Source organism: Salmonella sp. SSDFZ54, assembly GCF_004010735.1.
Classification (GTDB): domain Bacteria; phylum Pseudomonadota; class Gammaproteobacteria; order Enterobacterales; family Enterobacteriaceae; genus Salmonella; species Salmonella enterica.
This window is the reverse complement of record NZ_CP034819.1, coordinates 4,526,079-4,541,353: the sequence shown is the minus strand read 5'-3', so window position 1 is coordinate 4,541,353 and position 15,275 is coordinate 4,526,079. Positions and strand designations below refer to the sequence as shown.

The window sequence follows — 15,275 nt, the reverse complement described above, 5'->3', positions numbered from 1 at the left end:
TGTGATACAACAAATAACGCAACACGCAAACGATTAAGCATCCCTTCCTGTGCGTAGACCGCTCGCGCTCGCCGGGTTGGGCGCCACCGTTCACAACATAGACCGCAGGAAAAGGTCAATATAATGATTCCACAAATTTCTCAGGCACCCGGCGTCGTTCAGCTGGTGCTCAATTTTTTGCAGGCGCTGGAGCAGCAAGGGTTTACGGGCGATACGGCAACCAGCTATGCCGACCGTCTGACAATGTCGACCGATAACAGTATCTACCAGCTTCTTCCCGATGCTGTTGTGTTTCCCCGTTCTACGGCGGATGTCGCGCTTCTTGCCCGTCTGGCGGCGGAGCCGCGCTTTACGTCGCTGATATTTACCCCGCGAGGCGGCGGTACTGGCACGAATGGCCAGGCGCTAAACCAGGGCATTATTGTTGATATGTCCCGCTATATGAACCGCATTATTGAAATTAATCCTGAAGAGGGATGGGTGCGGGTAGAGGCGGGAGTGATAAAAGATCAGCTTAATGAGGCGTTAAAGCCGTATGGCTATTTTTTTGCGCCGGAACTTTCCACCAGTAATCGCGCAACGCTTGGCGGTATGATTAATACCGATGCCTCTGGTCAGGGTTCGCTGGTCTATGGAAAAACGTCAGATCACGTCTTAGGCATACGGGCCGTATTGTTGGGGGGCGATATCCTTGACACGCAATCAATGCCCGTAGAGCTTGCCCGGACGCTGGGTGAAAACACGACGACACCAGGCCGCATCTATCAGACCGTCTATCAGTCCTGCCTGGAAAACCGTCAACTTATCCTCGATAGCTTTCCAAAGCTTAATCGCTTCCTGACAGGCTACGATTTACGCCACGTCTTTAACGATGACATGACCCGCTTCGATCTTACCCGCATCTTAACGGGGTCGGAAGGGACGCTGGCGTTTATTACTGAAGCTCGGCTGGATATTACCCCGATACCCAAAGTCCGCCGTCTGGTGAATGTAAAATACGACTCCTTTGATTCCGCGCTGCGTAACGCTCCTTTTATGGTTGACGCGCGCGCCTTATCCGTCGAGACGGTCGATTCCAAAGTCCTTAACCTCGCGCGGGAAGATATTGTCTGGCACTCCGTTAGCGAATTGATTACCGATGTGCCGGATAAAGAGATGCTTGGCCTGAATATCGTGGAATTCGCGGGTGACGATGAAGCGCTTATTGACGGACAGGTCGAGGCGCTGCGCCACCGGCTGGATGGCCTGATGGCGCGTGCGGAAGCGGGCGTGATCGGCTGGCAACTTTGTACCGATTTGACGGGTATTGAGCGTATTTACGCGATGCGTAAAAAAGCGGTAGGGCTGCTGGGTAATGCGAAAGGCGCTGCCAAACCGATTCCTTTTGCGGAAGATACCTGCGTGCCGCCTGAACATCTGGCCGATTACATCGCCGAATTTCGCGCCCTGCTGGATGGTCATGGCTTAAGTTACGGCATGTTCGGCCACGTGGATGCCGGGGTGCTGCATGTGCGTCCGGCGCTGGATATGTGCGATCCGCAGCAGGAACTGTTGATGAAACAGATCTCCGATGAGGTCGTCGCGCTGACCGCCAGATACGGCGGGCTGTTGTGGGGCGAGCATGGAAAAGGTTTCCGTGCGGAATACAGCCCGGCCTTTTTCGGCGAAGTCCTGTATGGCGAGCTGCGCAAAATAAAAGCGGCTTTTGATCCGCATAATCGACTTAACCCGGGTAAAATCTGTCCGCCGCAAGGGATAGAGGCGCCGATGATGAAGGTGGATGCGGTAAAACGCGGCACCTGGGATCGGCAAATCCCGCTGGCGGTACGGCAGACCTGGCGCGGCGCTATGGAGTGTAATGGTAACGGCCTGTGCTTTAATTTCGATGCGAAAAGCCCGATGTGCCCGTCGATGAAAATTAGCCTTAACCGGATCCACTCGCCGAAAGGGCGGGCGACGCTGGTACGGGAATGGCTCCGTCTATTGGCCGATCGCGGCGTCGATCCGCTGAAGCTGGAAAAGGAGTTGCCGGAAAAACGCGCCAGCTTACGCACGCTGATTGCCCGCACCCGGAATAGTTGGCACAAACGCAAAGGCGAGTATGACTTTTCCCATGAAGTTAAAGAGGCCATGTCCGGCTGTCTGGCGTGTAAAGCCTGTACGACCCAGTGTCCGATTAAAATCGATGTTCCGGAGTTTCGTTCACGTTTCTTACAGCTTTACCATACGCGTTATCTGCGCCCGGTACGCGATCATCTGGTAGCGACGGTCGAGACCTACGCGCCGCTGATGGCGCGTGCGCCAAAGACCTTTAACTTTTTTATTAACCAACCGATGGTTCGCAATCTGGCGAAAAAACATATCGGTATGGTGGATTTACCTCTGCTTTCTGCCCCTTCATTGCAACAGCAACTGGTGGGCCATCCGTCCGCTAATATGACGCTTGAGCAACTGGAGCGCATGAGCGCCGAGCAAAAAGCGAAAACGGTACTGGTGGTTCAGGACCCGTTTACCAGCTACTACGATGCCCGGGTCGTAGCGGACTTTATCCGCCTGGCGGAAAAACTGGGCAGGAGGCCGGTATTGTTACCGTTCTCGCCGAATGGTAAGGCGCAGCATATTAAAGGTTTTCTTAATCGCTTTGCGAAAACGGCGAAAAAAACCTCTGAGTTCCTTAATCGGATCGCCGCGTTGGGGATGCCAATGGTGGGCGTCGATCCGGCACTGGTCCTGTGTTATCGCGACGAATACAAATTGGCTCTGGGCGAACAGCGCGGCGATTTTCATGTGTTGCTGGTGAATGAATGGCTGGCGCAGGAAATAAATGCAAGACTGTCCGTCGAGGTGAGCGGCGAACCGTGGTACTTTTTTGGCCATTGTACGGAAGTCACGGCTTTACCCGGCGCGCCTGCGCAGTGGGCCGCCATCTTTGCCCATTTTGGCGCGAAGCTGGAAAATGTCAGCGTAGGCTGCTGCGGTATGGCGGGCACTTATGGACATGAACTCACCAATCATAAAAATTCGCTGGGAATTTATGAGCTATCCTGGCATCAGGCGATGCAACGTCTACCGCGAAACCGTTGCCTGGCAACCGGCTATTCCTGCCGAAGCCAGGTTAAACGCATTGAAGGTACGGGCGTGCGTCACCCGTTGCAGGCATTACTGGAGATTATAGGTTGATCTGGAAACGTGAAGTGACCCTCGATGCGCTTAATGCGATGGGGGAAGGGAATATGGTTGGCCTGCTTGATATCCGCTTTGAGCATATTGGGGACGATACGCTGGAAGCGACAATGCCCGTCGATCATCGAACCAAACAGCCGTTCGGCTTGCTGCATGGCGGAGCGTCTGTGGTGCTGGCGGAAAGTATCGGCTCGGTCGCAGGTTATCTGTGTACGCAGGGGGAGCAAAAGGTGGTGGGGCTGGAGGTGAATGCCAACCATGTACGGTCAGCGCGTCAGGGGCGCGTACGAGGCGTCTGTAAAGCGTTGCATACCGGGGCTCGCCATCAGGTCTGGCAGATAGAGATCTTTGATGAACAGGGACGTCTGTGCTGTTCTTCGCGCCTTACTACGGCGATTGTGTGACGTTGTCACCATAAAAGTGTGATGCATATTGCTTTTGGTCAAAATGTGCGCAGAAAAAGGTGATATACTGTGCACGTTTACACATAAGCGAGGATGATATGTCTACTGATTTAGACCCAACCCAACTGGCGATTGAATTTTTACGCCGTGATAAAACCGAACTTTCTCCCGCGCAGTATTTGAAGCGTTTAAAACAGCTGGAGTTAGAGTTTGCCGATCTCCTCACCCTCTCTGCAACCGAACTGAAAGAAGAGATCTATTTCGCCTGGCGGTTGGGCGTGCATTAATAAAGTCTGTGTAGGCCGGATAAGGCGTTAGCCGCCATCCGGCTATGTTACCAGGCAATCTCACCAGACCCTGTCCCCAGGTAATAGATAACCCCCTTGATTTTGTTTAAAAAAAATACAGATCGCCATTTGTGCTAAAAAGGCGCGCGCTCTTTATGAGATTATTCTTATGCCCCTTCAAGAGCTAAGCCATTAAGAGTGCCGGAGATAAGCGCCGGATGGGGCCGGAACCCTTAAGCCTGTATTGAACAGACTTAAGGGTTTTTCTTTTCCGGGCGCGTAAAAAACTAAGGTCTGTCAATAACCGCTGGCATGTCGTCAGCCGTATGATTATTCAAAATACGGTTAGCCAGCACACCTGACATCATCGATCCGTTAACGTTCAGTGCCGTGCGGGCCATATCAACGACAGGTTCGATGGCAATAAAAATACCGACCAGCGCAACGGGAAAATTCAACGTCGACAGGACAATCAGCGCCGCGAACGTACCACCGCCGCCGACGCCGGCTACGCCAATAGACCCTAGCGCAATGGCAGGCAACATCGCGGCCAGAAAATGCAGCGAGAGCGGATCGATGCCGATGGTGGGCGCAATCATCGCTACCATAATAGCCGGATAAATCCCGGCGCAGCCATTTTGCCCCATACTGGAGCCAAACGAGGCGGAAATATTGGCAATGGTGCTTTGTACGCCAAATTTTTCCTGGGCGGAAATGGCCAGCGGGATAGAGGCTGCGCTGCTGCGGGAAACAAACGCAAAGGTTAAGACGGGCCACACCATTCTGAAATAACGCGCTGGATTATTACCGCTGAGGATCAGCAAGATAGCGTGCACGATAAACATCATGAAAATCGCGATGTAACAGGCGCCGATAAAACCAAGTAAGCTGGCGAATTGTTCAAGGTGGTATGATGAAAATACGGTAGTCATTAATGCCATGACGCCATAGGGCGTTAATGCAATAACGATACGTACCATCTTCATGACCCAGATCTGAATAGCGTTAATGCCTGCGCTTAATTTCTGACCTTCTTCCGGCGCCTCTTTTTTGACCTTTAACAGAGCGATCCCCGCTATTAGCGTGAAGATAACGATGCCGATAACGGAAACACTTCTGGCTCCCGTAAGATCAAGAAAAATATTAGTCGGAATCAGCGATGTCACTAACTGGGGAATCGACACCGCGGCAGTCTTATTGACTTCTTCCGTAGTTAACATTGACGGCATGTGCACAAAAGCGCTGGCGTCAAGCCCCAGCACATGAGCGGTCAGTAATCCGATAAAACCGGCAACCATCACCAGGCATAACATGCATCCGACGATCGTCAGCGACATTTTTCCGATGCCGGCACTATTTTCCAGTTTATTGATGGCGGAAAGAATAGAAATAAAAATTAGCGGTATAGCGACCAGTTTTAGCAGGTGGACGTAACCATTGCCGACGATGCTATACCATTCGATAATAGTTTTAGTGTGATTTGCTGAAATAAAATGCAGGGATAAACCAATAACAGCCCCTAAAAAGATAGCGATAAAAACGCTTTTCGACAGGGAATCGCTTTTTTGATTAATTCTCAAGATGACCCACGAGAAAACCAAAAAAAGTGCGATATACGCGAGCGTAACAACCATATTTTAAGCCTCTTGCCTCATTCAGCACCTGAAATGCCGGAAAGAGTTTACATAAACCTATAGCTCAAACTGAGTTATAGAACCGCAGCGGATTATAAAGAGCGCAACGCCAGGTATCCATACAAAAAATGGGGTTCTGACCTCGCCGCCTGGCAATGTCGACAGCCTATTAATTAAATAGTCATTTTCTATACATCTTTTCGTTTTTGACCTGTCAGAACGGTTAATGTCTTATAAATCATTACTTATCAAAATGTTAAGCGATTTTTTGTCTGTCGTATGACCTGGCGGACAGGGTCTATGCTTAATAAAAGGCGCTCAATATGACCATTTGTTGGAAAGCCCCTGCGGTTAAGGGGTTGAAGTGATAATCATTATCACTAACATGCTGTTATATCCTGGTGATTTAGAACGCGAGGTAACTCTATGGAATTGCATTCAGGCACGTTTAACCCGGAGGACTTCCCCTGGCAAGGGCTGACGTTAACGCCAGCGGCGGCTGCGCACATACGTGAACTGGCAGCAAAGCAGCCGGGCATGTTGGGCGTGCGGTTAAGCGTAAAACAGACGGGATGTGCCGGATTCGGCTATGTTCTGGATACCGTTCGGGAGCCGGATAAAGACGATCTGGTTTTTGAAGCCGAAGGCGCAAAGCTTTTCGCACCGTTACAGGCGATGCCTTTTATTGACGGAACAGAAGTGGATTACGTACAGGAAGGGCTGAACCAGTTATTTAAATTTCATAACCCCAAAGCCCAGAATGAATGCGGCTGCGGCGAAAGTTTTGGGGTATAGGCGGTACTATGTCTCGTAACACTGAAGCAACGGAAGAGGTCGGCATCTGGACAGGCGGACGCCTTAATTACAAAGAAGGATTTTTCACGCAACTACCTACTGATGAACTGGCAAAAGGCATCAGCGAAGAGGTGGTGCGCGCGATTTCCGCAAAGCGTAACGAACCTGAGTGGATGCTGGAATTTCGTCTCAATGCCTATAGAGCCTGGCTGGACATGGATGAACCGCACTGGCTGAAGGCGCACTACGATAAACTGAACTATCAGGACTACAGCTATTACTCTGCGCCATCATGCGGAAACTGCGACGATAACTGCGTTTCCCAGCCGGGAGCCGTACAGCAAACGGGCGCGAATACCTTTTTGAGTAAAGAGGTTGAAGACGCCTTCGAGCAGCTTGGCGTTCCGGTTCGCGAAGGGAAAGAGGTCGCCGTCGATGCGATTTTTGACTCGGTCTCCGTAGCGACCACATACCGTGAAAAACTGGCGGAACAGGGCATTATTTTCTGTTCTTTTGGCGAAGCGATACACGATCACCCTGACCTGGTCAGGAAATATCTTGGCACCGTCGTGCCGGGGAACGATAACTTTTTTGCCGCGCTGAATGCGGCAGTCGCTTCCGATGGGACATTTATCTATGTTCCCAAAGGCGTGCGTTGCCCGATGGAGTTATCCACCTATTTTCGCATTAACGCCGAGAAAACCGGTCAGTTTGAGCGCACGATTCTGGTGGCGGATGAAGGCAGCTATGTGAGTTATATCGAAGGCTGCTCCGCGCCCGTACGCGACAGTTATCAGCTCCACGCCGCGGTAGTGGAAGTCATCATCCATAAAGATGCTGAAGTAAAATATTCCACCGTACAAAACTGGTTCCCGGGCGACAACAATACGGGCGGCATTCTGAACTTTGTGACCAAGCGGGCGTTGTGCGAAGGGGAAAACAGCAAGATGTCGTGGACCCAGTCGGAAACCGGTTCGGCGATTACCTGGAAATACCCGAGCTGTATCCTGCGCGGTGATAATTCTATCGGCGAGTTCTATTCCGTTGCGCTGACCAGTGGACATCAGCAGGCTGACACCGGCACCAAAATGATCCATATCGGTAAAAACACGCGCTCAACCATTATCTCAAAAGGCATTTCCGCCGGCCACAGCCAGAACAGCTACCGTGGGCTGGTAAAAATTATGCCGACGGCGACCAACGCCCGAAATTTCACCCAATGCGACTCCATGTTGATTGGCGCGGACTGCGGCGCACATACGTTCCCGTATGTTGAATGCCGCAATAACAGCGCGCAGCTGGAGCACGAGGCGACAACATCACGCATCGGTGAAGATCAGCTTTTCTATTGTCTGCAACGCGGCATCAGCGAAGAAGACGCTATTTCGATGATCGTCAACGGTTTCTGCAAAGACGTTTTCTCGGAACTGCCGCTGGAGTTCGCCGTTGAAGCGCAAAAACTGCTGGCGATTAGCCTTGAGCACAGCGTCGGTTAATGATGAAGGAAAACCCATGTTAAGCATTAAAGATTTACAGGTCAGTGTGGAAGAAAAAGCGATTTTGCGTGGCCTGAATCTGGAGATTCGCCCCGGCGAAGTTCACGCCATTATGGGGCCGAACGGTTCCGGGAAAAGCACGCTCTCCGCCACCCTGGCAGGACGTGAAGATTATGAGGTCTCCGGCGGCTCGGTTACGTTCAAAGGTAAAGATCTGCTTGAACTGTCGCCGGAGGAACGGGCGGGCGAAGGGATTTTTATGGCCTTCCAGTACCCGGTAGAAATCCCCGGCGTCAGTAACCAGTTTTTCCTGCAAACCGCGCTGAATGCCGTGCGCGCCTACCGCGGGCAGGCGTCGTTGGATCGCTTTGATTTTCAGGATCTGATGGAAGAAAAGATCGCATTGCTGAAAATGCCGGAAGATTTACTGACCCGTTCGGTAAACGTCGGTTTTTCCGGCGGGGAGAAAAAGCGCAATGATATTTTGCAAATGGCGGTGCTGGAGCCGGAACTGTGCATCCTTGATGAGTCTGACTCCGGACTGGATATCGATGCGTTGAAAATTGTGGCGGAAGGCGTCAACGCGTTACGCGACGATAAACGCGCTTTTATTATCGTGACCCACTATCAGCGCATACTGGACTACATCAAGCCTGATTACGTCCATGTCCTCTATCAGGGGCGAATTGTCCGATCCGGCGATTTTACTCTGGTCAAACAACTGGAGGAGCAGGGTTATGGCTGGCTTACCGAACAGCAGTAAAGCGCTACAGCAATGGCAGCATCTATTTGAAGAAAAAGGAGAAAGTCGAACTGAGCAAGCAAGACAACATTTACAACAGATGTTACGTCTGGGATTGCCGACGCGTAAACATGAAGACTGGAAATACACGCCGCTGGAGGGCTTAACCCATAGCCAGTTTATCCAGCAGTGTGCGACTATCAGCGCCGCACAGCGTGATGCGCTGGCGCTGCAAATCGATGCCGTGCGGCTGGTGTTTGTCGATGGTCGGTTTATGCCAGAGCTCAGTGATAGCACGCAAAACAGCGGATTTGACGTTAGCGTCAGGGATGAGCGCCAGACGCTTGCCGCGCCGGTACATCCCGAGGTTTTTCTGCATCTGACGGAAAGCCTGGCGCAATGTGTCACGTATATACAGGTACGGCGAAATCAGCGTCCGACCAGGCCGCTACTGTTAATGCATATCACGCAGGGCGTGGATGGCGACGAGCTGAACACCGCGCATTATCGCCACCATCTGGCGCTGGCGGAAGGCGCGGAAGCGACGGTTATTGAGCATTATGTCAGCCTTACAGCGGCAAAACATTTTACCGGCGCGCGTCTGACGATGAACGTTGCAGACAATGCGCAACTGCGCCATATCAAACTGGCGTTTGAAAATGCGTCCAGCTATCACTTTGCGCATAACGATCTTCTGCTGGCGACAGACGCCTCGGCGTTTAGCCACAGTTTTCTGCTGGGCGCCGCAGTACTACGTCACCACAGCAGCTCACAACTGAATGGTGAAAACGCGACGCTTCGACTGAATAGTCTGGCGATGCCGGTGAAAAATGAAGTCTGCGATACGCGGACATGGCTGGAACATAACAAAGGTTACTGTAACAGCCGCCAGTTGCACAAGACCATCGTCAGCGACAAAGGACGCGCGGTCTTTAATGGCCTGATTAACGTGGCGCAACACGCCATTAAAACCGACGGCCAGATGACCAATAATAACCTGTTGTTGGGGAAACTGGCTGAAGTCGATACCAAACCGCAATTAGAGATCTATGCCGATGACGTGAAGTGCAGCCACGGCGCGACGATCGGGCGTATTGACGATGAGCAGATGTTTTATCTGCAATCACGCGGCATCAGACAGCAGGAGGCGCGGCACATGATTCTTTACGCGTTTGCCGCAGAGTTAACGGAAGCTATCCATGATAGCGCCCTTAAACAGCAGGTGCTGGCGCGAATCGGCCAGCGACTGCCCGGAGGTCTGGTATGACATTTCCTGTAGAAAAAGTACGGGCGGATTTTCCCATACTGCAGCGTGAAGTTAACGGCCTGCCGCTGGCTTACCTGGACAGCGCAGCCAGCGCTCAAAAACCTAATCAGGTGATTGACGCTGAATCTGCCTTCTACCGTCACGGCTATGCTGCGGTACATCGAGGTATCCATACGTTAAGCGCGCAGGCGACCGAAAGCATGGAGAATGTGCGTAAGCAGGCGTCGCGGTTTATTAACGCCCGCTCCGCAGAAGAACTGGTGTTCGTGCGCGGTACGACGGAGGGCATTAACCTTGTCGCCAACAGTTGGGGAACGGAAAATATTCGCGCCGGGGATAACATTATCATCAGCGAGATGGAGCATCACGCCAACATCGTTCCCTGGCAGATGCTGTGCGAGCGCAAAGGCGCCGAACTGCGCGTGATCCCGTTGCATCCTGACGGTACGCTGCGGCTGGAGACCTTAGCTGCGCTGTTCGATGACCGGACCCGACTGCTGGCCATTACCCACGTTTCCAATGTGCTGGGGACGGAAAACCCACTGCCGGACATGATTGCGCTGGCGCGCCAGCATGGGGCGAAAGTGCTGGTGGATGGCGCCCAGGCCGTGATGCACCATGCTGTTGACGTCCAGGCGCTGGACTGCGATTTTTACGTTTTCTCCGGCCATAAACTTTACGGGCCGACCGGCATCGGCATTCTGTATGTTAAAGAGGCGTTGCTGCAAGAAATGCCGCCGTGGGAAGGGGGCGGGTCGATGATCTCGACCGTCAGCCTGACGCAGGGAACGACATGGGCGAAAGCGCCCTGGCGTTTTGAGGCGGGAACGCCGAATACTGGCGGCATCATCGGTCTCGGCGCGGCGATTGACTATGTGACGTCGCTGGGACTGGATAAGATTGGCGATTATGAGCAGATGCTGATGCGCTATGCGCTGGAGCAACTGGCGCAGGTGCCTGATATCACGCTGTATGGTCCGGCACAGCGGTTGGGCGTCATCGCGTTTAATCTGGGTAAACACCATGCTTACGACGTCGGCAGCTTTCTTGATAATTACGGTATCGCGGTACGAACGGGGCATCACTGCGCGATGCCGCTCATGGCCTGGTATGGCGTGCCGGCAATGTGCCGGGCTTCGCTGGCGATGTATAACACCCATGAAGAAGTGGACCGACTGGTGGCAGGATTAACGCGTATCCACCGCTTATTGGGATAACAGTGAGGTTTTATGGCTGCGCTACCGGATAAAGAAAAATTGCTGCGTAACTTTACGCGTTGCGCTAATTGGGAAGAGAAATATTTATATATTATTGAGTTGGGGCAGCGCCTGGCGGAGTTAAATCCGCAGGATCGCAATCCGCAAAATACGATTCATGGCTGTCAGAGCCAGGTGTGGATCGTGATGCGGCGAAACGCCAACGGCATTATCAAATTGCAGGGCGACAGCGACGCGGCGATCGTTAAAGGCCTTATGGCGGTGGTATTTATTTTGTACCACCAGATGACGGCGCAGGATATTGTGCATTTTGATGTCCGGCCATGGTTCGAAAAAATGGCGCTTACGCAGCACCTCACGCCTTCTCGTTCTCAGGGGCTGGAAGCAATGATTCGCGCAATTCGCGCTAAGGCCGCCACTCTTAGCTAAACTGTACAGACAGCGTTCTACCTGATGTCAAATCCTTTGTCGGACGGCGACGTCGCTTTATCCAGAGTGGACAGAGCGTATATTTTGTTGTTCTGATAAGCGAAGCGCTACCAGTCGTCGCAGAGGGCATCACCAGGAATACAGGAGGTTTGGTATGAAACGTGCGTCTTTCATTACGCTAACTATTATCGGCGCGTATAGCGCGTTACAGGCAGCCTGGGCGGTTGATTATCCATTACCGCCAGAAGGCAGCCGTCTTATTGGTCAGAATCAAACCTATACCGTACAGGAAGGTGATAAAAACCTGCAGGCTATCGCCCGGCGTTTTGATACGGCGGCGATGCTCATCCTTGAAGCGAACAATACGATTGCGCCGGTGCCTAAGCCCGGTACGCTAATTACCATTCCCTCGCAGATGCTATTGCCGGATGCGCCCAGGGAAGGCGTCATCGTCAACCTCGCGGAGCTACGGTTGTATTATTACCCGCCGGGAGAAAACCGCGTTCAGGTGTATCCCATCGGCATCGGTTTGCAGGGGCTGGAAACTCCCGTCATGGACACCCGGATAGGGCAAAAGATCCCCAACCCGACGTGGACGCCGACGGCGGGCATACGCCAACGTTCGCTTGAGCGGGGGATCACGCTGCCACCGGTGATCCCTGCCGGGCCAAATAACCCGCTGGGACGCTATGCGCTGCGTCTGGCGCACGGTAATGGGGAATATCTCATTCATGGCACCAGCGCGCCGGATAGCGTGGGTCTGCGCGTGAGTTCCGGTTGCATTCGCATGAACGCGCCGGACATCAAGGCGTTATTTGCGCAGGTCAGAACGGGGACGCCGGTAAAAGTGATTAACCAGCCGGTGAAATTCTCTGTCGAGCCGAATGGCATTCGTTATGTAGAGGTACACAGGCCGCTATCGCCGGAAGAAGAGCAAAACGTGCAGACGATGCCCTACGTGTTGCCTGCGGAATTTACCGCATTCAGAAACGCGCAAGGGGTGGATAGTCGCCTGGTCGATAAGGCGCTATACCGGCGAGCCGGGTATCCAGTCAGCGTGAGCGCCGGGCAGACGCCAGCGGTAAATACGACCGCAGTCGAATCCGCTCAGAACGGTTTTGTCGGGGAAGAGGGGCAAACGCGCGCGACGCAGTAGCCTTCGCAGCAAACGACGGACAAAAAAATGGCGCACGATGTGCGCCATTTTATATTGTGCGTCAAATTATTTACAGATGCGGAATACTTTGTTGTCCAGACGTTGGTTCGCGCGAGCAGCATCGTCTTTAGCAGCCTGAACGTCGGAACGCATTGCATTTACGTCATTACTCAGTTGCTCAACTTTAGCGCTTAGCGTCTGTACATCGGAAGATAACTGATCGATTTTAGCGTTGCTGGAACAACCTGCCAGTAACGTGGAACCCAGAACTACTGCACCTAAGATCAGTTTGTTAGTGCGGTTCATAACAATAACCTTGTATTTTGTGTGGTTATATAGGTAAAAAAAATGGCGCACGATGTGCGCCATTTTTATTACGCAGGTACTATTACTTACGGTATTTAGTAGCCTGGTTGTCCAGACGCTGGTTAGCGCGAGCTGCGTCGTCTTTAGCAGCCTGAACGTCGGAACGCATTGCGTTCACGTCGTTGCTCAGCTGGTCAACTTTAGCGTTCAGAGTCTGAACGTCAGAAGACAGCTGATCGATTTTAGCGTTGCTGGAGCAACCAGCCAGCAGAGTAGAACCCAGGATTACCGCGCCCAGTACCAGTTTAGTACGATTCATTATTAATACCCTCTAGATTGAGTTAATCTCCATGTAGCGTTACAAGTATTACACAAACTTTTTTATGTTGAGAATATTTTTTTGATGGGAATGCACTTATTTTTGATCGTTCGCTCAAAGAAGCATCGAAATGCATGAAAGTCCCTAAAAAACCGAAAGAAAACAGGGGGCTTCCATCGGATTCTTCTTAGATAATCCGCAATTAGATAGTAAAATCCGATTTGATTTTTTTATTAATAGTGGCTATCGATTAAATAAAAAAAGCGCCGGAAGGGCGCTTTTTTAAACAAATTAATTCACACAACAATTATTACAGTACGTGAACAGAGGCGGTGTTAGTGGTGCCGCTTGGAACCAGCGCGCCGGAGACCATCACTACGACGTCGCCTTTCTGGGCGAGGCCGCTTTGCAGGGCGACATCTTTGCCCAGACGGTAGAAATCATCAGTAGAATTGATTTCTTTCACCAGCTGCGATACCACGCCTTTGCTCAGTACTAACTGACGGGCGGTCACTTCATTGGTGGTCAATGCCAGGATGGTGGCGTCCGGGAAGTATTTACGCACGGCGCGAGCGGATTTACCGCCCTGGGTCGCTACCACGATCAGCGGCGCTTCCAGTTTTTCGGCGGTTTCTACCGCACCGCGGCATACCGCTTCCGTAATGCGCAGTTTACGGCTGTCGTTGTTGTAGTCCAGACGGCTGTTCATGACGCGGTCGGTACGTTCGCAGATGGTGGCCATGATAGAAACGGCTTCCAGCGGGTATTTCCCTTTTGCGGATTCGCCGGACAGCATAACCGCATCCGTACCGTCGAGGATGGCGTTCGCAACGTCGCCTGCTTCTGCGCGGGTCGGACGCGGGTTTTTGATCATAGAATCCAGCATCTGAGTCGCGGTGATCACGACTTTACGTGCGCGGATACATTTTTCGATCATCATTTTCTGCGCAAAAATCACTTCTTCAACCGGGATTTCTACGCCCAGGTCGCCACGCGCAACCATGATGCCGTCAGAAGCTTCGAGAATTTCATCGAAGTTGTTCAGGCCTTCCTGGTTTTCGATCTTAGAGATAATCTGGATGTTTTCGCCGCCGTGGGCTTTCAGATGCTCGCGAATTTCGACAACGTCAGAACGTTTACGGATAAAGGACGCCGCAACAAAGTCAACGCCCTGTTCGCAACCGAAGATCAGGTCCTGTTTGTCTTTTTCAGCCAGCGCCGGCAGAGCAATAGAAACGCCCGGCAGGTTAACGCCTTTGTTCTCGCCCAGATCGCCGTTGTTCAGCACCTTACAAATGACTTTATTGCCTTCGATGGCGGTCACTTCCATACCGATCAGACCATCGTCAACCAGGACGGTGTTGCCAACGCTCAGGTCGCTGGTGAAGCCTTCATAGGTGACGGCAACGATTTCATTATTACCGACCACGGATTTGTCGGTGGTAAAAGTAAAGGTTTGGCCCGCTTTCAGCGAAACGTCGTTACCGCCTTCCAGTTTAATGGTGCGGATTTCTGGTCCTTTAGTATCAAGCAGAATAGCGGCTTTTTTACCAGTTTTGCTCATCACGTTGCGCAAATTCTGGATACGCTGACCGTGTTCTGCATAATCGCCATGAGAGAAGTTCAGACGCATCACGTTCATGCCCGCGTCCAGCATTTTGCTTAACATCTCTTCGGATTCGGTTTTCGGACCGATAGTACAAACAATTTTCGTCTTTTTCATGACAGTCTTAGTCTTTAAGTTGAGGAGGATATGGAAATCTGGCTTCGGGCGCGCACGGCCCGGAAGCTAAGCCTGTGTTGCTAAAGTGATGATGCCTCGCTCTAAGGATAGGTGACATCGAAAGAGCGTGCAGAGGAATGTGTGCTCGCGTTTCAGCCCAACGGGAAGGGGATAATTTTAGTCGTTGAGTTTTACAGTCCAATGCGCTGAAACCATTCAAGAGACAATTGGCGCGCATTATACGCTGAAATTTACAAAAAAGGAAAATGAAAACCCTGTTTCAAAAGACATCTGTGCAGATTCACAACGGTTTGTTA

General features: G+C 52.0%; 14 protein-coding genes. 10 read left to right on the top strand and 4 right to left on the bottom strand.

Features of this window, described 5'->3' with window-relative positions; all coding sequences use genetic code 11:
- Positions 1–123 precede the first annotated feature (123 nt).
- From EOS97_RS22585 to EOS97_RS22575, 3 genes are all read left to right on the top strand, one after another.
- A complete protein-coding gene (locus EOS97_RS22585) occupies positions 124–3,180 on the top strand; it encodes an FAD-binding and (Fe-S)-binding domain-containing protein (protein WP_000612902.1) in 3,057 nt (1,018 codons plus the stop codon).
- Positions 3,177–3,587: a 1,4-dihydroxy-2-naphthoyl-CoA hydrolase gene (gene menI / locus EOS97_RS22580; RefSeq protein WP_000637926.1), complete on the top strand. Its 411-nt coding sequence runs from the start codon at positions 3,177–3,179 to the stop codon at positions 3,585–3,587. Before EOS97_RS22585 ends, menI begins: the two co-directional genes overlap by 4 nt.
- Before the next feature lie 98 nt (positions 3,588–3,685).
- A complete protein-coding gene (locus EOS97_RS22575) occupies positions 3,686–3,874 on the top strand; it encodes a YdiH family protein (protein WP_001537749.1) in 189 nt (62 codons plus the stop codon).
- Positions 3,875–4,161: 287 nt separating this feature from the next.
- Here EOS97_RS22575 and EOS97_RS22570 read toward each other — a convergent pair whose 3' ends face one another.
- A complete protein-coding gene (locus tag EOS97_RS22570; protein WP_000261865.1) occupies positions 4,162–5,508 on the bottom strand; it encodes an L-cystine transporter in 1,347 nt (448 codons plus the stop codon).
- 426 nt (positions 5,509–5,934) lie between these two features.
- On the opposite strand from EOS97_RS22570, the gene sufA reads away from it, so the two are divergent.
- From sufA to EOS97_RS22535, 7 genes are all read left to right on the top strand, one after another.
- Positions 5,935–6,303, top strand: coding sequence for a Fe-S cluster assembly scaffold SufA (gene sufA, locus EOS97_RS22565; RefSeq protein ID WP_000418973.1), 369 nt, complete (start codon positions 5,935–5,937; stop codon positions 6,301–6,303).
- An 8-nt stretch (positions 6,304–6,311) separates the two neighbouring features.
- The gene (gene sufB, locus EOS97_RS22560; RefSeq protein WP_000089375.1) at positions 6,312–7,799 is read left to right on the top strand and encodes a Fe-S cluster assembly protein SufB; all 1,488 of its coding nucleotides are present in this window, start codon (positions 6,312–6,314) and stop codon (positions 7,797–7,799) included.
- Between the two features lie 16 nt (positions 7,800–7,815).
- Positions 7,816–8,562, top strand: a complete 747-nt coding sequence (sufC, locus tag EOS97_RS22555; RefSeq protein ID WP_000948898.1) for a Fe-S cluster assembly ATPase SufC — start codon at positions 7,816–7,818, stop codon at positions 8,560–8,562.
- Positions 8,537–9,808, top strand: a complete 1,272-nt coding sequence (sufD, locus tag EOS97_RS22550) for a Fe-S cluster assembly protein SufD (RefSeq protein ID WP_000907929.1) — start codon at positions 8,537–8,539, stop codon at positions 9,806–9,808. The genes sufC and sufD overlap by 26 nt, the downstream gene beginning before the upstream one ends.
- A complete protein-coding gene (gene sufS, locus EOS97_RS22545; RefSeq protein WP_000143859.1) occupies positions 9,805–11,025 on the top strand; it encodes a cysteine desulfurase SufS in 1,221 nt (406 codons plus the stop codon). The genes sufD and sufS overlap by 4 nt, the downstream gene beginning before the upstream one ends.
- Positions 11,026–11,037: 12 nt before the next feature.
- Positions 11,038–11,454, top strand: coding sequence for a cysteine desulfuration protein SufE (gene sufE, locus EOS97_RS22540; RefSeq protein ID WP_000729471.1), 417 nt, complete (start codon positions 11,038–11,040; stop codon positions 11,452–11,454).
- Between the two features lie 154 nt (positions 11,455–11,608).
- Positions 11,609–12,610 (top strand): L,D-transpeptidase family protein, encoded by a 1,002-nt coding sequence (locus tag EOS97_RS22535; protein WP_000817059.1) that lies wholly within the window; start codon positions 11,609–11,611, stop codon positions 12,608–12,610.
- Between the two features lie 66 nt (positions 12,611–12,676).
- Here EOS97_RS22535 and EOS97_RS22530 read toward each other — a convergent pair whose 3' ends face one another.
- The 3 genes from EOS97_RS22530 to pykF form a co-directional block, all read right to left on the bottom strand.
- Entirely contained in the window at positions 12,677–12,916 is a 240-nt protein-coding gene (locus EOS97_RS22530; RefSeq protein ID WP_001082327.1) for a major outer membrane lipoprotein, read from the bottom strand.
- Between the two features lie 82 nt (positions 12,917–12,998).
- Positions 12,999–13,235: a murein lipoprotein Lpp gene (gene lpp / locus EOS97_RS22525; RefSeq protein WP_001082307.1), complete on the bottom strand. Its 237-nt coding sequence runs from the start codon at positions 13,233–13,235 to the stop codon at positions 12,999–13,001.
- A 310-nt stretch (positions 13,236–13,545) separates the two neighbouring features.
- On the bottom strand, positions 13,546–14,958 hold the full coding sequence (gene pykF / locus EOS97_RS22520) for a pyruvate kinase PykF (protein WP_000751447.1): 1,413 nt from the start codon (positions 14,956–14,958) through the stop codon (positions 13,546–13,548).
- Positions 14,959–15,275: the final 317 nt, after the last annotated feature.